The organism is Paraburkholderia kirstenboschensis (assembly GCF_904848585.1).
Classification (GTDB): domain Bacteria; phylum Pseudomonadota; class Gammaproteobacteria; order Burkholderiales; family Burkholderiaceae; genus Paraburkholderia; species Paraburkholderia kirstenboschensis.
In genome coordinates, this window is record NZ_CAJHCR010000011.1 from 64,381 (window position 1) to 86,490 (window position 22,110).

The 22,110-nt window shown below is 63.0% G+C and carries 22 protein-coding genes; 13 read left to right on the forward strand and 9 right to left on the reverse strand.

The features are described from left to right. Positions 1–177: 177 nt before the first annotated feature. Entirely contained in the window at positions 178–828 is a 651-nt protein-coding gene (ribA, locus tag JMY24_RS24770; protein WP_128589968.1) for a GTP cyclohydrolase II, read from the reverse strand. A gap of 300 nt (positions 829–1,128) precedes the next feature. Here ribA and JMY24_RS24775 point away from each other — a divergent pair, with 300 nt between their 5' ends. Further along, positions 1,129–1,572 carry a CBS domain-containing protein gene (locus JMY24_RS24775; protein ID WP_027779322.1) on the forward strand — a complete coding sequence of 148 codons (444 nt, stop codon included), beginning with the start codon at positions 1,129–1,131 and terminating at the stop codon, positions 1,570–1,572. Positions 1,573–2,040: 468 nt separating this feature from the next. On the opposite strand, the gene JMY24_RS24780 is transcribed toward JMY24_RS24775, so the two are convergent. Both JMY24_RS24780 and JMY24_RS24785 read right to left on the reverse strand, forming a co-directional pair. Beyond that, complete coding sequence (locus tag JMY24_RS24780; protein ID WP_128596705.1) at positions 2,041–2,385, reverse strand: DUF4148 domain-containing protein; 345 nt, start codon at positions 2,383–2,385, stop codon at positions 2,041–2,043. Between the two features lie 262 nt (positions 2,386–2,647). Beyond that, positions 2,648–3,295 (reverse strand): DNA-3-methyladenine glycosylase, encoded by a 648-nt coding sequence (locus JMY24_RS24785; RefSeq protein ID WP_128596704.1) that lies wholly within the window; start codon positions 3,293–3,295, stop codon positions 2,648–2,650. A gap of 442 nt (positions 3,296–3,737) precedes the next feature. Here JMY24_RS24785 and JMY24_RS24795 point away from each other — a divergent pair, with 442 nt between their 5' ends. Then, a complete protein-coding gene (locus tag JMY24_RS24795; RefSeq protein WP_128592580.1) occupies positions 3,738–4,103 on the forward strand; it encodes a BON domain-containing protein in 366 nt (121 codons plus the stop codon). 484 nt (positions 4,104–4,587) lie between these two features. Continuing rightward, positions 4,588–5,670: a calcium:cation antiporter gene (locus JMY24_RS24800; protein WP_128596703.1), complete on the forward strand. Its 1,083-nt coding sequence runs from the start codon at positions 4,588–4,590 to the stop codon at positions 5,668–5,670. Between the two features lie 46 nt (positions 5,671–5,716). Here the strand turns inward: JMY24_RS24800 and JMY24_RS24805 are convergent, their stop codons facing one another. Further along, entirely contained in the window at positions 5,717–6,610 is an 894-nt protein-coding gene (locus JMY24_RS24805; protein WP_128591953.1) for a LysR substrate-binding domain-containing protein, read from the reverse strand. 516 nt (positions 6,611–7,126) lie between these two features. Here JMY24_RS24805 and JMY24_RS24810 point away from each other — a divergent pair. The 7 genes from JMY24_RS24810 (at position 7,127) to JMY24_RS24840 (ending at position 13,552) form a co-directional block, all read left to right on the forward strand. After that, positions 7,127–8,224, forward strand: coding sequence for an ABC transporter substrate-binding protein (locus tag JMY24_RS24810; RefSeq protein WP_128596702.1), 1,098 nt, complete (start codon positions 7,127–7,129; stop codon positions 8,222–8,224). 5 nt (positions 8,225–8,229) lie between these two features. Continuing rightward, entirely contained in the window at positions 8,230–9,210 is a 981-nt protein-coding gene (locus JMY24_RS24815) for an ABC transporter permease (RefSeq protein WP_413231268.1), read from the forward strand. Beyond that, complete coding sequence (locus tag JMY24_RS24820; protein ID WP_128592323.1) at positions 9,207–10,097, forward strand: ABC transporter permease; 891 nt, start codon at positions 9,207–9,209, stop codon at positions 10,095–10,097. Before JMY24_RS24815 ends, JMY24_RS24820 begins: the two co-directional genes overlap by 4 nt. Before the next feature lie 40 nt (positions 10,098–10,137). Further along, positions 10,138–11,214 carry an ABC transporter ATP-binding protein gene (locus tag JMY24_RS24825; RefSeq protein ID WP_128592322.1) on the forward strand — a complete coding sequence of 359 codons (1,077 nt, stop codon included), beginning with the start codon at positions 10,138–10,140 and terminating at the stop codon, positions 11,212–11,214. Positions 11,215–11,280: 66 nt separating this feature from the next. After that, positions 11,281–12,105 (forward strand): transporter substrate-binding domain-containing protein, encoded by an 825-nt coding sequence (locus tag JMY24_RS24830; RefSeq protein ID WP_128596700.1) that lies wholly within the window; start codon positions 11,281–11,283, stop codon positions 12,103–12,105. Positions 12,106–12,146: 41 nt separating this feature from the next. Next, positions 12,147–12,893: an amino acid ABC transporter permease gene (locus JMY24_RS24835; RefSeq protein WP_201703097.1), complete on the forward strand. Its 747-nt coding sequence runs from the start codon at positions 12,147–12,149 to the stop codon at positions 12,891–12,893. Positions 12,894–12,895: 2 nt separating this feature from the next. Further along, on the forward strand, positions 12,896–13,552 hold the full coding sequence (locus JMY24_RS24840; RefSeq protein WP_027779333.1) for an amino acid ABC transporter permease: 657 nt from the start codon (positions 12,896–12,898) through the stop codon (positions 13,550–13,552). 93 nt (positions 13,553–13,645) lie between these two features. Here the strand turns inward: JMY24_RS24840 and JMY24_RS24845 are convergent, their stop codons facing one another. The 3 genes from JMY24_RS24845 to JMY24_RS24855 are packed head-to-tail and all read right to left on the reverse strand — an operon-like array spanning position 13,646 to position 17,663. Continuing rightward, the gene (locus JMY24_RS24845; protein ID WP_128596699.1) at positions 13,646–14,941 is read right to left on the reverse strand and encodes a cytochrome c; all 1,296 of its coding nucleotides are present in this window, start codon (positions 14,939–14,941) and stop codon (positions 13,646–13,648) included. Positions 14,942–14,953: 12 nt separating this feature from the next. Further along, positions 14,954–17,206 (reverse strand): xanthine dehydrogenase family protein molybdopterin-binding subunit, encoded by a 2,253-nt coding sequence (locus JMY24_RS24850; RefSeq protein WP_128596698.1) that lies wholly within the window; start codon positions 17,204–17,206, stop codon positions 14,954–14,956. 1 nt (position 17,207) lies between these two features. Then, a complete protein-coding gene (locus JMY24_RS24855) occupies positions 17,208–17,663 on the reverse strand; it encodes a (2Fe-2S)-binding protein (protein WP_128586109.1) in 456 nt (151 codons plus the stop codon). A 318-nt stretch (positions 17,664–17,981) separates the two neighbouring features. Here JMY24_RS24855 and JMY24_RS24860 point away from each other — a divergent pair, with 318 nt between their 5' ends. After that, on the forward strand, positions 17,982–18,380 hold the full coding sequence (locus tag JMY24_RS24860) for a hypothetical protein (protein WP_128596697.1): 399 nt from the start codon (positions 17,982–17,984) through the stop codon (positions 18,378–18,380). A gap of 440 nt (positions 18,381–18,820) precedes the next feature. Next, on the forward strand, positions 18,821–19,639 hold the full coding sequence (locus tag JMY24_RS24865) for an alpha/beta fold hydrolase (RefSeq protein WP_128596696.1): 819 nt from the start codon (positions 18,821–18,823) through the stop codon (positions 19,637–19,639). 15 nt (positions 19,640–19,654) lie between these two features. On the opposite strand, the gene JMY24_RS24870 is transcribed toward JMY24_RS24865, so the two are convergent. Continuing rightward, positions 19,655–20,590, reverse strand: coding sequence for a peptidoglycan DD-metalloendopeptidase family protein (locus tag JMY24_RS24870; protein ID WP_201703099.1), 936 nt, complete (start codon positions 20,588–20,590; stop codon positions 19,655–19,657). A gap of 483 nt (positions 20,591–21,073) precedes the next feature. Further along, positions 21,074–21,490, reverse strand: coding sequence for a hypothetical protein (locus JMY24_RS24875; protein WP_128596695.1), 417 nt, complete (start codon positions 21,488–21,490; stop codon positions 21,074–21,076). 270 nt (positions 21,491–21,760) lie between these two features. On the opposite strand from JMY24_RS24875, the gene JMY24_RS24880 reads away from it, so the two are divergent. After that, positions 21,761–22,090, forward strand: coding sequence for a hypothetical protein (locus JMY24_RS24880; RefSeq protein ID WP_164853697.1), 330 nt, complete (start codon positions 21,761–21,763; stop codon positions 22,088–22,090). Positions 22,091–22,110 lie beyond the last annotated feature (20 nt).

Consider the following 22,110-nt stretch of genomic DNA (forward strand, 5'->3'; position numbering starts at 1 on the left):
CGGCGTAGGTTTCCTTGGCCACGCCGAGAAAACCTACGCCTACGTCGCAAGTTTAGATATACGGAGACCAGCGTCGATGCGTCGACTGGCGCCGTCGACACTTTTCTTTTTATCTTCAATCACTTGCGGACTGTGTTGGCTCTCCTTGGGAGACCGCAGACAGATCCCGGATTCGCGCTATTCGTTCTCGTCGAAGTAATGCCCGAACTTAAGCTGCTTCGTGCGGATATAGCGCTCGTTTTCCTCGCGCATCGGAATGGCGAGCGCGACGCGTTCGCAGACCGGAATGCCGTGCTTGGACAGCGTGTCGAACTTCTCGGGGTTGTTGCTCATCAAGCGGACCGAGGTGACCTTCAGCGTGCGCAGGATGCCCGCCGCCGAGTCGTATTCGCGTGAGTCGTCCGGCAGACCGAGATCGAGATTGGCCTCGACGGTATCGCGCCCCTGCTCCTGCAGCGCATAAGCGCGGATCTTGTTCGACAGACCGATGCCGCGGCCTTCGTGACCACGCAGATACAGAAGCACGCCGCAGCCTTCGGCAGCGATATAGCGCAGCGCCAGATCGAGCTGCTCGCCGCAATCGCAGCGGTAGGAGCCGAGCACGTCGCCCGTCAGGCATTCGGAGTGCAAACGTGTCAGCACCGAAGACCCGTTCGCGACGTCGCCCATCACGAGCGCAAGATGTTCGGCGCCGCTTTCGACCACGCGAAACACGTAAGAGGTGAACGTGCCGTAGCGCGTGGGAAGCGTGGCGGTGGCGTCGAGAACGACGCATTCGCCGTTGATGGCGCCGTCTACTACGGGCGACGGATCGTGAGACGTGAGCATGGCGTTAGGCAATGGTGCTGGACATGAACCCGATGAAACCGGGGATAAGGTACGGACAGGAGTTTACCGCTAATCGGCCAACCGCACCCGTATGCCCATGCATGGCGCACGGATCGTGCACCAGCGAAGCGCCCGATGCGCCGCAAATGCAAACAGCGCGAGGCCGCTACCCGAACTAAACGCTTTGCGCGCTCCAGGTATTCCCGAACACACTCGCTGGCGCGGCGCGCCTATACTGGAATCGCTTGGTCCTCGACAGCCGCCGCGCCGGCGTGCTGCACCGCGAAACGGAGCCGCTCCATGACAACCGTTGCACAGCTTCTTAAAACCAAACCCAACAACACGACCGTTTACACGATACGGGCCGACGACTCCGTCTATGAAGCGATCAAGCTGATGGCCGAGAAAGGCATTGGCGCGCTCGTGGTTACGGATGGCGACAGCATTGCGGGGATCGTCACCGAGCGCGATTACGCGCGCAAGATCGTGCTGATGGACCGGTCTTCGAAGGCCACGCCGGTACGCGAGATCATGAGCAAAGCCGTGCGCTTCGTGCGCCCCGAGCAGACCACCGACGACTGCATGGCGCTCATGACCGAGCGGCGTATGCGCCACTTGCCGGTGATTGAAAACGACCGGCTAGTGGGAATGGTGTCGATCGGCGACCTCGTGAAAAACATCATCGCCGAACAGCAGTTCACCATTCAGCAACTGGAGTTCTATATCCACGGCGAGCGCCCCTGACGCGGCGCGCCCGCCGCGTCTACGAGCCGCAAAAAAAGCCCAATCGCTGAACGGTTGGGCGAAGCTACCTTGCGGCAGCGGAGGTTCCTGTGAATTCTGGACGGTGCATGACACCGCGCAGCACTTTGCCGGCGCCCTGCTTTGCTAGCGCGCAGGGCTACGGCGCTGCCTGACTGGCTATGGACCACGGATTTGAGCCTTTGCGCCAGCCCGCGCAACGCCTCAGAACCACGTGATTCGATACTTTAATTTCGTCTGGAAGGCTGGCGCGCCGCATGTTCCAGCGGCGCGCTCCCCTGCTCACCATTCAGACTCGCAATGCTTGCTGCAGACCGGCTGCATCGCGCTTGTGGATCTTGCGCTCTGCGGCCGTATCAACGTGACCCGCCGGCTGCAGACTCACCTACCTGATGCTGTCGACGTGGCCTGGTCACCGAATCTAGTTGCCCCAAGCTTGGTTGCCGAAACTTAGTTGCCGAAATACACCGACTTCGGGCCGGTCATCTGCTCACGCACGCCGCCCGATTGCGACGAGCCGTTCGCCACGCCACCGTAGCCGCTGGTGTCCGCAACTGGCAATTGCGTTTGCGCGACTGCCGGGTTTTGCGCCTGAACGCGACGCTCAGCGGCCTGGATGTCGGCCGGATAGTTCGGGTCATTGCTGACTGCCGGGTTGTAGCCGGCGTGTTCCAACTGGATCAGTTCGTTGCGGACTTCCGCGCGCGTCACAGGTTGCTGGCTCGATTGAGCGAACGATGCGACCGGAGCGGCGAGAACGGCTGCGATGGCGACTGCCTTGATAAGCGATTTCATGATTATTACCTCCAGATTTGGTTTTATTTGCTGCTTGCCACACGGTGTGGAAGCGAGTGATTCCAGTCTAGTCACCGGCGCACCGAGGGAAAACCCCTAATTGTGAGATACATAATTGTCGTAATCGAAAAAGTCAGACGGAATTGCCGCTACGGGAAATGCAGCTTGCATCGTTGCCGTAATAAATTGCCGGTATGCAACGCTTGGCCTGCTGGATTCGCAGCCACGGCGCTGATCCGCCAGGTCCACTGCCGCGAGACGGTCAAATTTGCGAATTGCCGCCGAGCTCCGCGTGAGGTGCAAGAAGCAGCTTGCGCGGGCCGCTGACGAACGCGCTGCCTGGCTCGAAAAAACGCAGCGGCCGATGCGTTTCGCGGGACAAGCCAATGCGTGTCGTCACACCCACCGGTACATCGCCTTTCTCGATGACACCGATCCACAGGTCGCGCCCGCCACAAAGATCGCGGCCGTCGAAGGACTGGCCGATGCCCAGCGCCATAGTGAGACGGCCAGGTCCGCGCGCCAGGTCGCGCAGCGGCACGCCGGGGCGGCGCGCTTCCATCAGCGGCAGGCCCTCGAGCGGCTCTATCGCCCGAATGAGAATGCCCGCACCGACGTTCTCCGCTTCGGCGGACATATTGAGCATGTACGATAGCCCGTAGGTGAGCCGCACATAGGCGTAGCCGGGCGCGAGAAACATGGAGCCGTTATATGGACGGCGTCCGATGAACGCATGGCTGGTCGAATCGCCCACCGGATATGCCTCGGTCTCGACGATGCGGCCGCTCATACGCCCCTCGGACACATCGTGCACGAGGTATTTGCCGATCATGAAACGCGCGAGGTCCGCCGCCCCGACGGGCAAATCGTCACGCGACAACGGGATGATGGGAAGCAATGGTTTGCGCATGCAGCGTGCCTTTTTGAATGCGTTGGTTCGTGCGTTGGTTCGTGCGTTGGTTCGTGCGTTGGTTCGTGCGTTGGTTCGGCCGTGGGCTGATCCGTTGGTTAGTCCACTCTTTGGGAATGCGAGACGCCGCGACCTACACCAGCGCGCCCGGATATGCAGCAAAGCTTTGCGCATCATGGCTTCACCGTTGTAGCAAAGCCTCATTCCGGGCACCGCCGCATTCACCCTGGAACCAATTGGAGTATCGTTTGCTTCCGGCCCGAAGCAAGCCAGTGCCGGCTCACGCGGGCTTCGGCCCGTCGAAGCAGCCGCGATGAGCTTGCCAGACTCAAGCATTTGCAAGACCCGCAGCACGTCCTTCCGATTTGATTCCGCTGTACCCGTAGTGCAACACATGGTCTCCGCCAGGGGACGAGCATATTCACGACAAGGAGAAACTCGCATGAAAGCATCCACGGCAATGAAGATGGTCGGCGGCGCGCTGATCGTACTGGCATCGCTCAACGCGTCCGCACAAAGCAGCGACGCGTCGGCGACGGCACCGGCAACCGCGGCGTCGTCGGCGGCAACGGGCAAGCAGGCCAAGGCTGCCAACCGTGCGCTCGGACGCAAGGTCCGTGGCGCGCTCTCCAAGACGAAGGGCTTGAGCGTCGCGAACATCAACGTGCGTGCACGCGGAGGCGCGGTGACGCTGGCGGGCACGGTGCCCGACCAGTCGCAAGTCGACCTTGCTACGCAAGCGGCGCAAGGCGTGGCTGGCGTGACGTCGGTGAAGAACGCATTGACGGTTCGTCCGGTCGGCCAGTAACGAGCAGAAGCCGGCGCTCTCGTGGCGCCGGCAGCAACATAGGCGGGTGCTGGCGTCGAGTTGCCTGATGCTGGCACTCTGCCGGGTGTAACGGGCTTTTAGGCGACTCTTGCAGCAGGCGTCGCAGCTGGCCGATCGCAGTTGGCAGTCCGCAGTTGGCAGTCCACAGTTGGCCGGTCGCAGTTCGGGGCTGCCCTTTCGCAGGTCGAAGTCGCAGTCCGCAGTCCGCAGTCCGCAATCCGCAGGTCACAGTCCGCAGTCGTCAATCCCGACTTCGCAATCCGGCGCGGCAACCCCCAGCCCCAACTTGCGCTGCTAGGACCCGCACCGCCATGAACAGTCCTTCCCCGCGCCTGACAAAAAGCTCTACCATTCAAACCGTTGCGCCATCCTCCTAACGCATCGGATTAGTTCGTCGCCGCCCCCTTTCCGAAGCCCCCGTCGTCGCACGACCAGGAACAAGCACCAGACAAAAGGAAGCCCGATGACCAAGCCGCCGACCGTCTTGCCCCGCTGGACTCTCGCCGTGCCGCTGGTTGCGTGGATCGTGCTGGGCGCGGCCTACGCGTTGCCGGGCAACCAGTTTCTGCTCGTGCTGGTGGGCATCGCGCTCTGCGCCGCGGTGTTCACGGCCGTACATCACGCGGAAGTGGTCGCGCATCGCGTCGGCGAACCGTTCGGCACGCTGGTGCTCGCTGTGGCGGTGACCGTGATCGAGGTCGCGCTCATCGTCTCGGTCATGCTGACTTCAGGCCCCGAGAAAGCGGGCCTGGCACGCGATACCGTGTTTGCCGCGGTCATGATCGTCTGCAATGGGCTCGTCGGACTGTGCCTGCTGGTGGGCGGCATTCGCCATCGCGAGCAGGATTTTCAGAGCCGCGGCGCGGCTGCGGCTCTCGCCGTGCTGGCCTCGCTATCGGTGCTGACCCTCGTCATGCCGAACTACACGACAACAAGGGTCGGCCCGGTGCTGTCGCCGTCGCAACTCGCTTTCGCCGGCGTGTCGTCGCTGGTGCTGTACGGCGTATTCGTATTCGTGCAGACGGTTCGCCATCGCGATTACTTTCTCGCCGACGTGCCCGACGAAGACGTGCACGCCGCGCCGCCCAGCGCCGGACTCGCGCTTACGAGCGGTGGCTTGCTGCTGGTGTGCCTCGTCGCTGTGGTGCTGCTCGCGAAAGTGTTGTCGCCGGTCGTCGAGACAGCGGTTCAGAATGCGGGCGCGCCGCCGGCGGTGGTGGGCATCATCATCGCCGCGCTAGTGTTGCTGCCAGAAGGCCTGGCCGCCGTACGCGCGGCGCGCGCCGACCGCTTGCAAAACAGCCTGAATCTGGCGCTCGGCTCCGCGCTCGCGAGTATCGGCTTGACCATTCCAACCGTGGCCGCCGTGTTCCTGACGACGGGGCAACCGCTCGTGCTGGGCCTAGACGGCAAGGAGACCGTGCTGCTAGTGCTCACGCTGATTGTCGGCACACTGACGCTGAGCACAGGTCGCACGACGATCCTTCAGGGCGCGGTGCATCTGTCGCTGTTCGCCGCGTATCTGTTCCTGTCGTTCGCGCCGTGAAGTTTGCACTCTACTGCCCACCTTCCAACGCGCGGGCCGTTGACGCCTACTCTTCCCAATGCGCCGCGATCCAGTCGCGAAACAGATTCAGCTTCTGCTGATGCGCGACCGAATCCGGATACACGAAGTAGTAGCGCCAACCCGTTTTGAGGACCATATCGAAGGGCCGCACGAGACGCCTCGCGGCCACGTCCTCGTCGATCAGCGCCAGGTCGCTGATGGCCACGCCGAAGCCCTGCAACGCGGCGTTGGTCGCCATGTCGAGGGTGTCGAAGCTCGGCCCGTGCTCGGCGTCGATCTCGCGCGCATTGGCCGCGTCTGCTTCGGCGACCTTGGCAAGCCACATTTTCCAGTCACGGTGATCGCGCGTGGGATGCAACAGCGTATGCCGCGCGAGATCCTCGACGGCCGCTAGCGGTTTGTCCTTCAACAGATCGGGTGCGCACACGGGCGTGAGACGCTCCTCGAATAACGGCACCGCCTGCACGTCCGCACCGGGCGACGAGCCATAGATGATCGCGGCATCGAACGGTTCGAGCTGAAAGTCGACGTCGTGCTGCCATGTCGTCGTGATCTGCACATGCAGGTCGGGATATTCGGACTGGAAGCGCATGATTTTCGGCAGCATCCAGCGCATCACGCAGGTGGGCACCTTCAGCGCGAGGTCCGTGCGCTGGCGCGTCAGGCGCAGCGAAATTTCCTCGATTCGCGCGAAGCTTTCCTTCACTGCCGGCAGCAGCAACTCGCCTTCGGCGGTCAACGTCAGCCCTTTCGCATGGCGCTTGAAGAGCGGAAACTTGTAGTAGTCCTCGAGCGCGATGATCTGCCGGCTCACCGCGCCTTGCGTGAGGCACAAATGATCGGCGGCACGCGTGAAGCTGCGGTGGCGCGCAACCGTTTCGAAAATCTGCAGCGCGTTGAGCGGCGGAAGGCGTCGCATCGAAGTATCCGGATCAGAAAAAATCATTGAGGCGGCGAGACGGAATCGATGTCGATACTCGTCACCAGCCAACAGGATACGCCATCGCGCGTCGCCGCACGAGTCGTGGCAACGCTCAGTGGCATGCGCTGCGCTCATGCGTCGATGTAAAAATGCGTCGAAAGTGCGGACCGCGCACTGCTGCGGGGCACGAAGCTCCCCGAACGCACCAGAACCGAGCTTTGCTCATACCTACGGCCAAGTACGAATCGCGCAAAAGCATGGACGTTAACCCGAATGCGCCGGTGGCTCAACGTTCGAGCCGATCGCGTTACGGGCTCTCGGCACTTCGCCGGATGCGCCGCGCATGAGATTCCGTCATGCCGCCCATGCGCATATTTCGTTTGTTGAGGGATTTTGGCAAACCTAGAGTGCATTCACAGCACGCACCGCGCAACGCGAACGGACGGTGCGATGCGGCGGCAGCGGTCACAGCGATTATCACCAGGCAACAGGCGTTCAACACAGGAGACCGCCATGCAAGAGATCAAACGGGGTAGAAGGCAGGCCATCAAGACGATTGGCGCAGCGCTCGCGGCGTCCACGTTGCCGATGCCGTTCGTCAATCTGCGCGCGCAGCAGCAGCAGAACTTCAGCGGCAAGACATTGCGCCTGCTGACCTGGTCGGACGACACAGGCGCGGCCGCACTGCGCAATATCGCCGCCACGTTCACCGCGAAGACCGGCGCGAAGGTGATCGCCGATCGCGCCGACGGCACCTCCGGCATGGTCGCGAAGGTCAAGGCCGCGGGCGACCGCCCGACCTACGACGTCATCACGCTGGCGGGCGTGGGCGCAGCCGGTCTCGGCGATGCGGGCTTGCTGATGAAGCCAGATCTCGACAAACTGCCGAACCTGAAAGAAGTGGCGCCGCAATACCGCACTGGCGCGAACGGCTTTGGCATTGGCTATCTGCTGTGGTCCGACGGTCTGATCTACAACACGTCGACGGTCAAAACCGCGCCGTCTTCGTATGAAGCGCTGTGGGACCCCAAATACGCCGGACGCCTCTTCCTGCCGCCGCCCGAATGGGCCGAAGCGGTCGACCTGGCGATCATCGCCGCGAAGATGAACGGCGGCTCACAGCAGAACATCGAACCCGGTTTCAAGAAACTGATGCAACTGAAAGACCGCGTAATGACGCTCGGTGAAAATCCGAATCAGGTGGCCGATCTCTTTCGCACCGGCTCGCTCGACATTGGCGGCATCTATTCGCCGGCCTTCTTCCCCGCTCAGATTCGCAAGCCCGAATACAACATGGCCGTCACGTACGGCATGAAAGAAGGCTTCGCCACGCAGTTGATGTTCACGGTGATCCCGAAATCGCATCCCGGCGACAGCGATCTCATCCACGCCTTCATCAACCACTCGCTGGATGCAGGCGTGCAAGGCCGCATGGCCGCCGACGTGCTCAACGGCCCGGTCAATTCGAAAGCGGTGATTCCCGCCGAAAGCCGCGCGTTCGTGCCGAGCGCGCAGCAGATCGCCGAGAAAGCCGTGCTGCATGACGACAAGGCGCTCGCCGCCGTGCAGCCGGCGTGGATCAAGCGCTACACCGAAATCTTTTCGGCATGACGACGATGCCCGCGCGCTTCTCGCGGCGTGCTTCAGCGGCCGCCTCCGATGCCACGGCGCACGAGGCGGCGCCTGGCATGGGCGCCGCGCTCCACGCGGCACGGGGCGCGGCACCCGACGCGCCCGCGGCCAGCGTCGCGCAGAAGGCTCGGCCATGGCTGCTGCTCGCGCCGATCCTGCTGTTTCTCGCCGTGCTCGGCGCGGCGGCGCTCGTCGTGCTACGCATGAGCTTCGGCACGCAAGGCAACGAATGGCATGGCTTCACGCTGCAGAACTACGCCGATCTGCTGGACGGCTACTTCATGCGGTCGTTGTGGCTCACGTTGAAGCTCGCGTTCCAGAGCATGATCTGCGCGGTGCTGCTGGCGATTCCGGTCGCACTTGCGATGGCGCGCACCAAGTCGCGTCTCGCGCGGCGGCTGTTGCTCGCCGGGGTGCTGCTGCCACTGCTCGTCAATCTGCTGCTGCAAGGCTATGGCTGGCTGATCATTCTCGGCCCGGCCGGTTTGCTCAATCACGCGCTGCTCGGCAGCGGTCTCATGCATCGTCCGTTGATGTGGCTGTACCGTGAAAACGGCGTGCTGCTCGGCCTGATTCAGACGGCGTTTCCACTTGCGGTGCTGCCGCTTTCGAGTGCCATGCGCGCCGTCTCCAGTTCATTCGAGGAAGCCGCGGCGACGCTCGGCGCGACGCGCTGGCAAACGTTGCGGCATGTGTTGTTGCCGCTCGCCATGCCCGGTCTGGTGTCCGGTGCGCTGCTGGTGTTCGCCTATAACGCCAGCGCGTTCGCCGTGCCGCTGTTACTCGGCGGACGCCGCGTGCCGATGCTCGCGGTACTGGTTCACGATCAGGTCGCGCCTTTGCTGAACTGGCCGGCCGCGTCGGCATCCGGCGTCGTGCTGATGATCGCGACGCTCGCCGTGATGGCGCTTTCACAACGACTCGTGCGCCGCACGCAGCGTCTCGCCGAGGAGCCCCACGCATGAGCACGCCCATCCCGGCCGCGCGCCTGCAACGTGCGTCGCCGCCACCCCGTTCGCCGCGTCTGTCGAACGCTCTGCCCGGCCAGCTCGGTAAGGCCACGGCCTTGCTCGCGGCTGTCGTGCTGTTCGTCGCCGCGCTGCCGATTCTCACCATGATCACGATGTCGTTCAGCGCGGCCGACACGCTCGAATTTCCGCCGCGCGCGTACGGTCTGCACTGGTATCGCGCCGCATGGCAGAGTTTTGCGTCGCCGGACGCAACCAATTCGCTTTCGATGGGCGCCGCGTTGAGCACGAGCCTGATCGTCGCGCTGTCGACCATGCTGATCGCGACGCTCGTCTCCGTGCCCGCCGCTTACGCGCTGAGCCGCTATCGCTTTCGCGGCAAACCGGCGGTCGAGCAACTGGTCGCGCTGCCGCTCGTCTATCCGCTCGTTATGCTGGGCCTGTCGCTGTTGCTCGTCTTCAACGTGCTGCCGGTCGAACTCGGCGTATTCCGCCTGATCATCGCGCACGTGATTCTGGCCCTGCCCTTCACTGTGAAAAACTGCGCGGCGTCGGTCGCCTCGATTGGTCCCGAGTTCGAGGAAGCGGCCTGCGTGATGGGCGCGAGCCCCGGCCGCGCGCTCGTCGACGTGATCCTGCCGCTGATGCGGCCCGGCATTCTCGCCGGCATGCTGTTCGCGTTCATCGTGTCGTTCAACGAATTCACCGTGACGTTCTTCCTGTACACCATCGACACGATGACTTTGCCCGTGTGGCTCTACAGCCGCACGGTGTCGTCGCTCGATCCGACCGTGTTCTGCTTCGCGGTGTTTATCGTCGCGATCGATTTCGCGCTGATCTGGCTGCTCGAAAAGCTGATCGGCGACGAAGGAGTTGCGCTGTGACCGCTTGTGCTTTTTCGACGCCTTCTTGCTGGAGCATCCGATGACTCATCTGACCTTGCAGGCCGTGACCCGGCGCTTCGGCGCGGCCTATGCTGTCGACAGCGTCGATCTGAGTGTGCCGGACGGCAAGCTCGTGTGCTTTCTCGGCCCGTCCGGCTGCGGCAAAACCACCTTGCTGCGGATGATCGCCGGCCTGGAAACGCCGACCTCGGGCAGCATCGAATTCGCGGGCCGCGACATCACGCGCGTGCCGGCCAACCAGCGCGACTTCGGCATGGTGTTCCAGTCGCTCGCGCTGTTTCCGCATATGAGCGTCGCTCAAAACGTCGCCTATCCGCTGAAGCTGCGCAAGACACCGAAGCCCGAACAGGCGCGCCGGATCGCCGAACTGCTCGAACTGATCCAGTTGCCGCATATGGCGAACCGGCCGGTCACGCAGCTTTCCGGCGGCCAGCGGCAACGGGTGGCGATTGCTCGCGCGATTGCGTCGCAGCCCAAACTGCTGCTTCTGGACGAACCGCTTTCCGCGCTCGACGCCAAGCTGCGCGAAGCGATGCAGGTTGAAATCCGCCTTCTGCAACAGCGCCTCGGCATCACGACGATCATGGTCACGCACGACCAGCGCGAAGCGATGACGATGGCCGATGAAATCGTCGTGATGGAAAAAGGCCGCATCGCTCAAGTCGGCAAGCCGCTCGACATCTATCGCGATCCGGTAAGCGAGTTCGTGGCCGACTTTATCGGACTGGGTAATATTCTGCCGGTCACTTACGACGGCGTGGGGGCGGTGAGTCTGCCGGGCGGCGTGCGCATTGCAGTGTCGCAGGCGGCTCGCGTTCCGGAGTCCACGAGCGACATCCGGCTGCTGATCCGTCCCGAGGACGTCTGCGTGAAATCCGCGAGCGACGACGCCGCGGGCCCGAACCGGCTGGCCGGTACGGTCACGTTTATCCGCGACGTCGGCGCCTCGCTGGAGGCGACGATAGATTGCGCCGGCTTCACGCTGACCGCCGCGACCACGCCGCGCGAAACGCCGGGCCTTGCGCTCGGCATGCCGGTGCTCGCCGAATTGCCGCCGCACGCGTGCAAGCTGATTGCCGCGCGCGCGGTGCAGTGACCGCGGTGCAGTGACTTCAATCGCATTCCAACACAACAGTTGCACATATTCGACAGAGGACAGACCATGAATCAGCTCAAGCCCGTTCAATCGACAGCGCGCCGCGCATTCGCCACGCTCGCCGCGGCCCTCGCGTTCACCGGCGCTGGCGCGCTCAGCGCGTTTTCGCCGGCCGCCCATGCCGATGCGCTCGACAGCATCGCCAAGTCGGGCACCGTGCGCATTGGCGTGTTCATGGACTATCCGCCGTTCGGCTCCATTGGGCCGGACATGAAGCCGATGGGCTACGACATCGACGTTGCCAATCTGATCGGCCGTGCGCTCAACGCGAAGGTCGAACTGGTGCAGGTGACGGGCGACAACCGCATGGCGTACCTCGCGGACCGCAAGACGGACATGCTGCTGTCGGTCGGCCAGACGCCCGAGCGTGAGAAGGTGATCGACTTTTCGCAGCCGTACGCGCCGTACTACCTCGCCGTGTTCGGCCCGAAAGCACTGCCGGTGAAAAACGCCGCCGATCTGGCGGGCAAGTCCATTTCGGTCGCGCGCGGCACGCTGGAAGACCTGAGCGTGACGAAGATCGCGCCGCCCAGCGCGAACATCAAACGTTTCGACGATCCTAACGGAGCAATTTCGGCGTTTCTTTCTGGTCAGGTACAGTTGATGGTCGTCGGCAACGACGTAGGCGCCACGATCCTCGCGCGTCATCCCGCGAACGATCCCGAGCAGAAGTTCTCGCTGTTCAGCTCGCCGGATCACGTCGGTTTGAACAAGAACGAGCCGCGTCTGAAGCAGAAAGTCGACGAAACCATAGCCAAGGCCCGCAAGGACGGCACCATGAACGCGATTTCGCAGAAATGGCTGCGCACGCCGCTGCCGGCCGACCTCTGAATTTCCTGTACGGAGTTTGACCTCACGATGAGCGCCACGTCATGACCTATGCGTTCGATTTCAGCGGCTTCGGCCTCTATGCGGGGATGCTCGCGCGCGGCGTCGCCGTCACCCTGGGGCTCACGGCGATCTCGACCTTGCTCGGCGGCGTGGTCGGCATCGCGGGCGCGAGCGTCGCGGTGGCCGGACCAAAATGGGCGCGCTGGGTCGTGGCGAGCTATGTGGAACTGATCCGCAACACGCCGTTCATCGTGCAGTTGTTCTTCGTGTTCTTCGGCTTGCCGAGCCTCGGCATTCACATCGACGAAATACAGGCCGCGATTCTGGCGATGACCGTCAACCTCGGCGCCTACGCAATCGAAATCGTGCGCGCGGGCATCGACTCCATTTCGCGCGGCCAGGTTCAGGCCGCGCAAGCGCTCGGTCTGCATGGGCGGCAAGTGTTTCGCTACATCGTGCTGCCGCAGGCGCTCGCCAATGTGTTTCCCGCGCTCCTGAGCCAGGTGCTGATCGTGATGCTCGGCTCGGCGGTGGTGTCGCAGATCTCCGTTCCCGATCTCACGTACGCGGCCAACTTCGTCCAGTCGCGCAATTTCCGCTCGTTCGAGAGCTACCTGATCATCACCGCGACGTATCTGCTGCTGTCCATCGCGCTGCGGCAAGTCCTCAACCGGTTCGGACGCGGCCTGTTCGCGGGCCGCACCGCGCGCGGCGCCGACAGCGCGCCTCGCAGCTGGCGCGCCCGCCTGATGTGGCGCGGCGCCCGTACCCTGCCCGCGGAGCGTTGATCATGGTCGAGTTCACCCTGTGGGACATTGCTCGTAACCTGCTGCTCGCCGCGCGCTGGACGGTGCTGCTCTCGTTGATCGCGTTTGTCGGCGGCGGCATCGTCGGGCTGATCCTGCTCGCGATGCGCGTCTCGCCGCTCGCGTGGCTGCGCCGCATCGTCGTGCTCTACGTGGAGGTGTTCCAGGGCACGCCGCTGCTGATGCAACTCTTTCTCGCGTTTTTTGGTTTGCCGCTCCTCGGCGTGGACGTCTCGCCGTGGGTCGCGGCGACGGTCACGCTCACGCTGTACACGAGCGCGTATCTGGTCGACATCTGGCGGGGCTGTGTCGAAGCCGTGCCGCGCGGTCAGTGGGCCGCCGGCGCGAGTCTCGGCATGACGTTCAGCCAGCAGCTGCGCTATATCGTCTGGCCGCAGGCGCTGAAAATCGCCGTTGCGCCGACGGTCGGCTTTCTCGTGCAGGTGGTCAAGAGCACTGCGCTGGCGTCGATTATCGGCTTCACTGAATTGACGAAGACCGGCACGATGATCACGAACGCAGCGTTCCGGCCGTTTCCGATCTACGGTATGGTTGCGATGATCTACTTCGCGATGTGCTTTCCGCTGACCTGGTATGCACGCGTGCTGGAGAAGCGGCAGAAGGTCGGGCAGCATCGCTAGACCGCGCGAGCCGCGTGCCTTGCAGAATGGAAAAAGCGTCAACCGCCGAAAGACGGTTGACGCTTTTTCATGCGCTCGCGCTTTACGCTGCTGCTAGCGCGCCGCTTGAGTCAACTTGCGCAGCTTCGTGACGTCGGCGGCCGTGACTGCCGGCGCGCCGTTGTTCCAGCCGGCACGCACGAACGTGAGCACGTCGGCGATCTGCTGGTCGTTGAGCACCGGCGCGTATTTCGGCATCGGATACGGCGCGGGAATGCCGCCGATCACCAGATCCTCAGTGCCGTTCAACGTCACGTTGATGAGCGACGACGCGTCCTTCTCCAGCACGTTCGGATTGCCCGCCAACGGCGCGAGCATCGGCGCGAAACCGCGTCCGTCGACGCCGTGACAATGCATGCAATACGCGGTGTAGACGCGCGCGCCGGCATCGTTCGCGGGACGGTTGAGCGACACCTTCGTCGTTTGCGGATCGTACTTATAGGGCGGCGCACCGTTGCCGCCCACCGCCGGCAGCGACTTCAGATACGTCGTCATGGCCGCGATATCGCCGTCGTTCAAGCTCTGCGTGCTGTTGTTGATGACGCTCGTCATCGAGCCGAATGCGGAAGCATGACGATTCGCGCCGGTCTTCAGGAACGCCTGCAAGTCCTGATCGCTCCAGCGCCCGAGGCCCACGTTATGTTCGCCGGTGAGGTTCGTCGCGTACCAGTTGTCGAGCAGACCGCCAGTCAGGAACGCGCTGCCGCTTTCGTCGAGCGCCTTCTCCTGGAACGCAATGCCGCGCGGCGTATGACATGAGCCGCAGTGCCCGAGTCCCTGGATCAGATAGGCGCCGCGATTCCATGCGACGTCCTTGCCCGGCTTGTTCTGGTACACGCCCTTCTCGAGGAACACCATGTTCCAGAACTTCAACGGCCAGCGCATGTTCATCGGCCATTTGATGTCGGGCTCGCGATTGGCCTGCTGCACCGGCGCGACGCCGCTCATGAAGAACGCGTAAAGCGCTTTCATGTCTTCGTCGTTGACCTTTGCATACGACGGATACGGCATCGCCGGGTACAGGTTGTGTCCGTCTTTCGCGACACCTTCACGCATCGCGCGGGCAAAGTCCTGTTCCGTATAGCCGCCGATGCCGGTTTGCGGGTCAGGCGTGATGTTGGTTGTGTAGATCTGGCCCATCGGCGTGTTCATCGGCAAGCCGCCCGCGAACGGCTTGCCTTTCGGCGCCGTGTGGCATGCGGCGCAATCGCCGGCCTTGGCCAGATAAGCGCCGCGTTGCACGAGCGCCTGGTCGGCTGCGGATGCCGCCGCGCTTGCCGTGGACGATTGGGTCAGAAAAGGCAACGCCACGCACAGCGCCGCACCGAAACCCTTCAGAGTGTTTTTCATGTCGGGCTCCCGTTAAGCGGTTTTCAACTGGCTGCCGACCGGCAATTGCCGCAGCCGCTTGCCGGTGGCCGAGAAAATCGCGTTGGTCAGCGCGGGCGCGAGCGCCGCTGTTCCCGGCTCGCCGATGCCGCCCGGCGCCTCGCTGCTCTTCACGATATGCACGTCGATAGGCGGCGTCTCGTCGATACGCAGCATCCGGTAGTCCGTAAAGTTGTTCTGCTCGACGCGGCCGTCCTTGATCGTGATCTCGCTATAAAGCGCCGCCGTAATGCCGAAGATGATGCCGCCTTGCACCTGCGCTTCGACGGTGTTCGGATTCACGACCATCCCGCAATCGACCGCGCACACCACGCGCTTGACCGCCACCTCGCCCTGATCGACCGCGACATCGACGACGATCGCGAAGTAGCTGCCGAACGCATGCATGACCGACACGCCGCGCCCTTGCCCCTTCGGCACCGCGCTGCCCCAATTGGCCGCCTGCACGGCGGTGTTCAGCACGTTCAGCGCGCGCGGCGTCTTGCCGAGCAGATCGCGCCGGTATTTGACCGGGTCCACCTTGGCCTCGGCCGCGAGTTCGTCGATAAAACTTTCGACTACGAACGTGCCGCGCGTCGGGCCCACGCCGCGCCAGAACGCAGTGGGAATTGCGTGCGGCTCCTGGCGCACATAGTCGACAAGCTGGTTGGGCAAGTCGTACGGCAGATCGGACGCGACTTCGACCGCGTCGGGATCGAGCCCGTCCTTGAACGCGGGCGGCGCAAAGCGCGCCATGATCGACGAACCGACAATCCGGTGCTGCCACGCGAGCGGCTTGCCATTCGCGTCGAGACCGGCGGAAATCTTGTCGTAGTAGTACGGCCGGTACATGTCGTGCTGAATGTCTTCTTCGCGCGTCCACAGCACTTTGACAGGCGTCGACACCTGCTTGCCGATCTTGACCGCCTGCGTGACCATATCGAACTCGAGCCGCCGACCGAAGCCGCCGCCGATCAGATGGTTATGCACGACGATCTTGTCGGCGGGCAAGCCGGTCACGGCCATCGCCGCGTCGCGCACGCGCGTGGGCACCTGCGAGCCGAGCCAGATTTCGCAGCCATCGGGGCGCACATGCACCGTACAGTTGATCGGCTCCATCGTGGCATGCGCAAGAAACGGCTGCTGATAGACGGCATCGACTCGCGTCTTCGCGTTCGAAAAGCCGTGCACCACGTCGCCGTCCTTGCGTGCGACCGCGCCGTTGCGCTGCGACGCATTGGCCAGATCGTCGACGATCTGCTTCATCGAAAGCTTCGCGTCCGTGCCCTCGTTCCATTTGATGTCGAGCGCCTGCAGCCCGCGTTTGGCCGCCCACGTGTGATCGCCGATCACGGCGACCGCATTGTCGATCTTGACGACCTGACGCACGCCTGGGATCTTCTTCGCGTTGGTATCGTCGACGCTCGCAAGCTTGCCACCGAACACCGGACAGTTCGCGATGGCCGCGTAGACCATGTCGGGCACTCGCACGTCGAGGCCGAACGTCGCGGTGCCGTTCACTTTTTCCGGCGAGTCGAGGCGCTTCACAGCCGTGCCGATAATCTTGAAGTCTTTCGGTTCCTTTAGCGGCACGTTCTGCGGCACCGGCAGTTTGGCCGCGGCATCCACAAGTTGGCCATAGCCGATGCTGCGATTGCTCGCCGCGTGAATGACCTGCCCGGATTTCGCATGACAGCTTTCGGCGTCCACCTGCCACTGCTGCGCGGCCGCGCCGATGAGCAACATGCGAGCGGTGGCTCCTGCCTTGCGCATCGGCTCCCATGCATAGCGGATCGACGTCGACCCGCCGGTGAGCTGGCCGCCGAGCAGCGGATCTGTGAAGAGCTTCTCGTCCGGTGGCGCGTGGTCGAGCGTGACGGTGTCGAGCGGCACTTCGAGTTCTTCGGCGATCAACATTGGAATCGACGTATAGACGCCCTGACCCATCTCGACCTTCGGAATCACCAGCGTGACCTTGCCTGCCGTATCGATCTGGATGAACGCATTGGGTGCGAACACGCCGTTCTGCGCCGCTTCGTTTGCATCGCCGCCGATTACCGACTTTCCGGCCTTCTGATCCTGGCTGACGGCCGGCATGCTGAAGCCGAGCAGCAATCCGCCGCCCGCCGCCGCGCCCACTGTCACGCCCAGCTTGAGAAACGTTCGGCGCGACACGCCGCGCTTTCCGTTCGCCTCGGCGTGTGAGGACGTTGCGCCGTTCTGTGCATCGAGCAATCCTTGCGACATATCAGACTCCCTTCGCTGCATGCTTGATCGCGACGCGAATGCGGTTGTACGTGCCGCAGCGGCAGATGTTGCCTGCCATGGCGGCGTCGATGTCCGCATCGGTGGGATTGGGGTTGCTCGCAATCAGCGAGGCCGCCGACATGACCTGGCCCGACTGGCAGTACCCGCATTGCACCACGTCGAGTTCACGCCACGCCTGCTGCACCTTCTGGCCCGCGGGCGTGTTGCCGACCGCTTCGATGGTGGTGATCTTCTTGTCGCCGACAGCCGCCGCCGGCAATACGCACGAGCGCACCGCGACGCCGTCGAGATGAACGGTGCAGGCGCCGCATTGAGCGATACCGCAGCCGAACTTCGTGCCGGTCAAGCCGACGAGATCGCGAAGGACCCACAACAGAGGCATGTCGGGCGGCGCGTCGACGGTATGTGTCTCGCCGTTGATATTGAATGTTGTCATGAGCGACTCCTTGTGGGGTTTATCTTTTGCCAGGCTGTTTAGTCACGGCTCGCGCTCCAAACGCAATGACACGCCGCGTTTATTCGACAGCAGCGACTAATGCGCGATGCCAATGTGCGCCGTCGCAAAGGCGTCGTCGCGTAACTGCACGCCAGGCATCGCGCCAATGGACTGTGAGGGCTCGGCGAATTGTAGCCGTGCATTAAGAAGTTCGCCTGGACCCCTGCCATTGCGCTGCGCTCGCACAGAGCGGCCCCAAGCGCCGCATTTTTGTTAGCATGGACGGGCCCTGCACTGACTATCCGAAGGAGCCGCATCATGAACGACCAGCAATGCACCCAATTCCTTTCGGAGATCCGCAAACCATTGTTGGCGCTGCATAAGGCCATACTCGATCATGAGCGCGCGTCGTACGAGAAAGAATTCGGCCCGGTCACGCCCGCGGCCTTTCTGCAAGTGCTGATCAACGGTACCGGTTTCCGCTGGCTCACGCCACTCTCGACGATCATCGCGAACGTCGACGAAATTCTCGACGACAACGAAGCCGACGCCGCCGACCGGTTCGCCGCTGCCGAAGCCATTACGGGCCTCTTTTCCCCCGACCAGCCAAACAATATTTTTCTGCCGCGCTATCTGCCGCTGTTGCATGCCGATCCGGCGATATTGCATCTGCATGGCCAGGTATCGCAACTCTTGCGCGGCACGCAGGCCAAGTAGGCACCTGGGGGCCGCGGCTCCCGGATTTCCTCACCTTCGCAAGCGGGTGGATGTGAAGAGTTTGCGTCTATCCGGCGTGGTTGTTCATATGCGACCGGACCTTCGACAACCAACGATTACCAGGCTTTGCCAACCGTGACCGCGCAAAATCGCCGTAATTCAAGGGCATTCATGCGCGATTCGTAAAGATGATAGATGCGTGATCCGTCGACGGGCGTGCTGTGCAAGCGCGATGAAAGACGTATCGGCAAAATTGCCTGGGTTTGCTGAACAAATTGAAGGTGAGCTTTTGCGGGAGGTGGGTGGGCGGGTGCGTGGTTACGGCGAGCTGAGCTTGGCGGTGCATCGCGGCGCCTGCCGGCGAGACCACGCAAAACCGTCATGCACGATATCAAGAGCCCTGCTAACGTAAGCAGACTTCGTCACGACCGCTCACTGCCATGACCGACTGGCCACTACCCGAAACCTTTACGTTCCGCGACCAAAGCGTGCGCTTCAATGTGACAGGAACCGGCCCGCCACTCGTGCTGGTACATGGCACGCCGTTTTCGTCCTATGTGTGGCATCGCATCGCCCCACATCTCGCGCAACTCCGCACGGTCCACTATTACGATCTGCTCGGCTATGGGCAGTCCGCCATGTGCGACGGCCAGGACGTGTCTCTTGGTATTCAGAATGAGTTGCTCGCCGAGCTGCTCGCTCACTGGCAATTGAAAAGCCCGGATGTGATCGCGCATGACTTCGGCGGGGCCACGTCGTTGCGCGCGCATCTGATTAACGGTTGCGACTACCGCAGCCTCATGCTGATCGATCCGGTCGCGCTCGCGCCATGGGGCTCGCCGTTCGTTCAGCATGTGCGCCGCCACGGTGACGCATTCGCGGGACTGCCGTCATATATTCACGAGGCCGTGGTCAACGCGTATGTGCGCGGCGCGATCGCGCGCGACATCACAGATCAGGAGCTTGCGCCGTACGTGACGCCATGGCTCGGCGCTACGAGGCAAGCCGCGTTCTACCGGCAGATCGCGCAAATGGATCAGCGCTACACCGATGAAGTGGAACCCCGCTATGCGCAACTGCGCTGTCCGACGCAGATTCTGTGGGGCGAAGCGGATCAGTGGATTGCGCTGGAGCGCGGCCGTCGTCTGGCCGCGCTGATTCCGCAGGCGCGCTTTCAGGCCGTGCCGCGCGCGGGCCATCTGGTGCAGGAAGATGCGCCGGAAGCAATCGTCGCGGCGGCGCTCGGGTGGCTCGACTAAAGCCGCAGGGTGCGCCTAGCCGCGTCCTTGCGGCAGGTACGGCATTGGATCGATCGGTTTGCCGTCGCGGCGCAATTCGAAGCCGACCGAGACGCGTGAGTTGTTCTGATCGCCCATCTCGGCGATCTGCTGCCCTTGACGAACGATGTCGCCCGTTTTGACCAGCAGCTTGCGGTTATGCGAGTAGGCGGTCAGAAAGTCCTTGTTGTGCTGGACGATGATGAGGCTGCCGTAGCTGTTCAGCCCCGTACCGGCGTACATGACTTTGCCGTCGGCCGCAGCACGAACCGGATCGCCGGGCTTGCCGCCGATCTCTATGCCGCGCGTCTCGCCCGGCTGAAATGCTTCGACCACCCGGCCACCCGCCGGCCATGCGAGCGCAACACCGTTCGCGTGCCGCATGGTTTGTTGCGCGACTTCGCGCGCTTCGGCGGCACTGGGGCCGGCCGAAGCTTGCGCGGCTGACGACGATCCCGCTGCGGCGCCATCGCCCGCGGACGTCTGCGCGGCAGAGACGCTCGACGCAGAAGCGGTGGCTTTGGCGGCAGCCGCGGCCGCGTTGACCGCTTGCACGGTTTCCGGCGATGCAACGCGCAACACCTGGCCCCGCTTCAACCGCGACGATGCCTTGAGACCGTTCCACGCCTGCAACTGCCCGACGCTGCAATGATGACGCTGCGCGATGCGCGCCAGCGTGTCGCCGCGCTTGACCCGATACACCAGCGGCGGCGCTTTCTTAAGTGGTGAGGCTTCATTGGCGCCTGCTACGGCCGGCGTATTCGCCGACGCAGACGGACCCGCCGTGCCCGCCACGTTTGCGGCGCCTGGTACCGATGCCGCATCTCCCTGCGCACCCAGCTGCCCGACGTTCGCGCAACCGGTCATCGCAAGCGCCAGCCACGCGCCGGCAACGCTGACCATTATTGCTCTGTCGAAACGCTTTCCGATCATGTTCGAATCCTGACTTATCTTGTTGGCGGGCCGGAGGCGCCTTGCCGCGTTCGGTGCGCGCGATTCAACAACGCGCAGCGTTTCGCGTTGCGACCCGGCGAGCCCGCGTTGCGCGCCCCGCACCCTTGCGGTCCTTGCCTTGCCTTGCCTCGCCGACTGGGCGGATTGTCGGTTCGTCGCTCGCTCGGCGGCGGATCAGGGCGCTCAAAGCAGCCACTCTTTCCGCGGACGGGGCCAGACCGGATTAAATTTCCAGCCGAATTGTAAAGTGGCTTCGACAGAAAACCCGGCGCGTCACACAGTCTGATACAAACGTTACGCACGGCCTTGCATGCGTCGTTGCGCGCGCAACGGTGCGCCAACGCACAGGGTCGTCAGGGCAGCGCGATCGACGCCATCTGCTTAACGGCACGCCGCCGTCAGAACTTGAATTGCCGGTTCGAAGACGCGATGGGCCAAGCACAACGGCCGAGCCGGCAAGCGCTAGCTGTAGTACTGCCCCGCATAGCGCACGTAGCCGACGGGATGGTGGGTGAAATGCAGCACCGGCAGTACCGGGTCGGAATTGTCGTCGGTCGGATAGGCGCTCGCTTCGGGAATGTACTCGCCTTGCACCTCGATCGGCTGGCCGGCTTGCAGTCCGGGAATCTCTTCGGACAGTCCCTCGTTGTCGCCGAATCGAATCGCCACGAACACTTCTGTGCCGACGAGGTTTTGCGTGCCGCCATCGAACTTCAACACTTGGTCTATCTTGACGATCAGATGCTGATGATTCGCGCCGTGGTGGTTGTCCGGACTCGCGAATACTTTGCTGACTGTGCCTTGCACGCAGGCGAGCGGCGCGCCCAGCGAATGAACATAGCGATGGTGAGGAAGAATTTGCGTCGCACGATTGCTCATGAAATCTCCATCAAACAAGTTTTGCCAATGTCCCACGGTTGACTGAGCCGGGGCGGCGCCCGCAGTCGCGCCCGCGCTTTAGGATTTCTCCGAAGCCCGTTTAGGAAACGGACGATAGGTTGAAGAGCATAAAAAAAATATTCTTAGGTCTCTTTTGATGCTGACTGCCGCGCACCCAAAAAGCTCCCCAGTTGCTCAACGGAATACCTTCCCTTCAGAATATTTTGCTTCATCAACCCTCGTCCGGACGATGAAGAAGTCGAGGCTCAAGTGGATTCTCTTACATCAGCCAACCGCTTCATGGGCGGTTTTTTCTTTGGCGCCGTGATCGCTACCGCCATCATGGTGCTGTTCTGCGTCGGGGCCGAATTTTCCCCGTTCATGGCGAGACTGCACGCGCTCGAACAGGTCGTTGCGACAGCGATCATCTCGCTCTTTATCGCCGGCACCAAGCCGCTTCTGTACAAGACAGTATGGAGCGAGCGCCGCAGCAGCTTTATTCTCGACGAAGATCTGAGCGCAACCCTTCGCGGCCGAACCTTTGGCATTCCCGCAGGCGTGATGGCCGGCATTCTGGTGCAAAACGTCTTGATGAGCTGAGCATCAAATCAAGCAGCCGG

Coding starts and splice junctions, on each gene's coding strand:
- ribA (WP_128589968.1), bottom strand. CDS start 828: ATGCTCACGTCTCACGATCCGTCGCCCGTAGTAGACGGCGCCATCAAC.
- JMY24_RS24775 (WP_027779322.1), top strand. CDS start 1,129: ATGACAACCGTTGCACAGCTTCTTAAAACCAAACCCAACAACACGACC.
- JMY24_RS24780 (WP_128596705.1), bottom strand. CDS start 2,385: ATGAAATCGCTTATCAAGGCAGTCGCCATCGCAGCCGTTCTCGCCGCT.
- JMY24_RS24785 (WP_128596704.1), bottom strand. CDS start 3,295: ATGCGCAAACCATTGCTTCCCATCATCCCGTTGTCGCGTGACGATTTG.
- JMY24_RS24795 (WP_128592580.1), top strand. CDS start 3,738: ATGAAAGCATCCACGGCAATGAAGATGGTCGGCGGCGCGCTGATCGTA.
- JMY24_RS24800 (WP_128596703.1), top strand. CDS start 4,588: ATGACCAAGCCGCCGACCGTCTTGCCCCGCTGGACTCTCGCCGTGCCG.
- JMY24_RS24805 (WP_128591953.1), bottom strand. CDS start 6,610: ATGCGACGCCTTCCGCCGCTCAACGCGCTGCAGATTTTCGAAACGGTT.
- JMY24_RS24810 (WP_128596702.1), top strand. CDS start 7,127: ATGCAAGAGATCAAACGGGGTAGAAGGCAGGCCATCAAGACGATTGGC.
- JMY24_RS24815 (WP_413231268.1), top strand. CDS start 8,230: ATGCCCGCGCGCTTCTCGCGGCGTGCTTCAGCGGCCGCCTCCGATGCC.
- JMY24_RS24820 (WP_128592323.1), top strand. CDS start 9,207: ATGAGCACGCCCATCCCGGCCGCGCGCCTGCAACGTGCGTCGCCGCCA.
- JMY24_RS24825 (WP_128592322.1), top strand. CDS start 10,138: ATGACTCATCTGACCTTGCAGGCCGTGACCCGGCGCTTCGGCGCGGCC.
- JMY24_RS24830 (WP_128596700.1), top strand. CDS start 11,281: ATGAATCAGCTCAAGCCCGTTCAATCGACAGCGCGCCGCGCATTCGCC.
- JMY24_RS24835 (WP_201703097.1), top strand. CDS start 12,147: ATGACCTATGCGTTCGATTTCAGCGGCTTCGGCCTCTATGCGGGGATG.
- JMY24_RS24840 (WP_027779333.1), top strand. CDS start 12,896: ATGGTCGAGTTCACCCTGTGGGACATTGCTCGTAACCTGCTGCTCGCC.
- JMY24_RS24845 (WP_128596699.1), bottom strand. CDS start 14,941: ATGAAAAACACTCTGAAGGGTTTCGGTGCGGCGCTGTGCGTGGCGTTG.
- JMY24_RS24850 (WP_128596698.1), bottom strand. CDS start 17,206: ATGTCGCAAGGATTGCTCGATGCACAGAACGGCGCAACGTCCTCACAC.
- JMY24_RS24855 (WP_128586109.1), bottom strand. CDS start 17,663: ATGACAACATTCAATATCAACGGCGAGACACATACCGTCGACGCGCCG.
- JMY24_RS24860 (WP_128596697.1), top strand. CDS start 17,982: ATGAACGACCAGCAATGCACCCAATTCCTTTCGGAGATCCGCAAACCA.
- JMY24_RS24865 (WP_128596696.1), top strand. CDS start 18,821: ATGACCGACTGGCCACTACCCGAAACCTTTACGTTCCGCGACCAAAGC.
- JMY24_RS24870 (WP_201703099.1), bottom strand. CDS start 20,590: ATGATCGGAAAGCGTTTCGACAGAGCAATAATGGTCAGCGTTGCCGGC.
- JMY24_RS24875 (WP_128596695.1), bottom strand. CDS start 21,490: ATGAGCAATCGTGCGACGCAAATTCTTCCTCACCATCGCTATGTTCAT.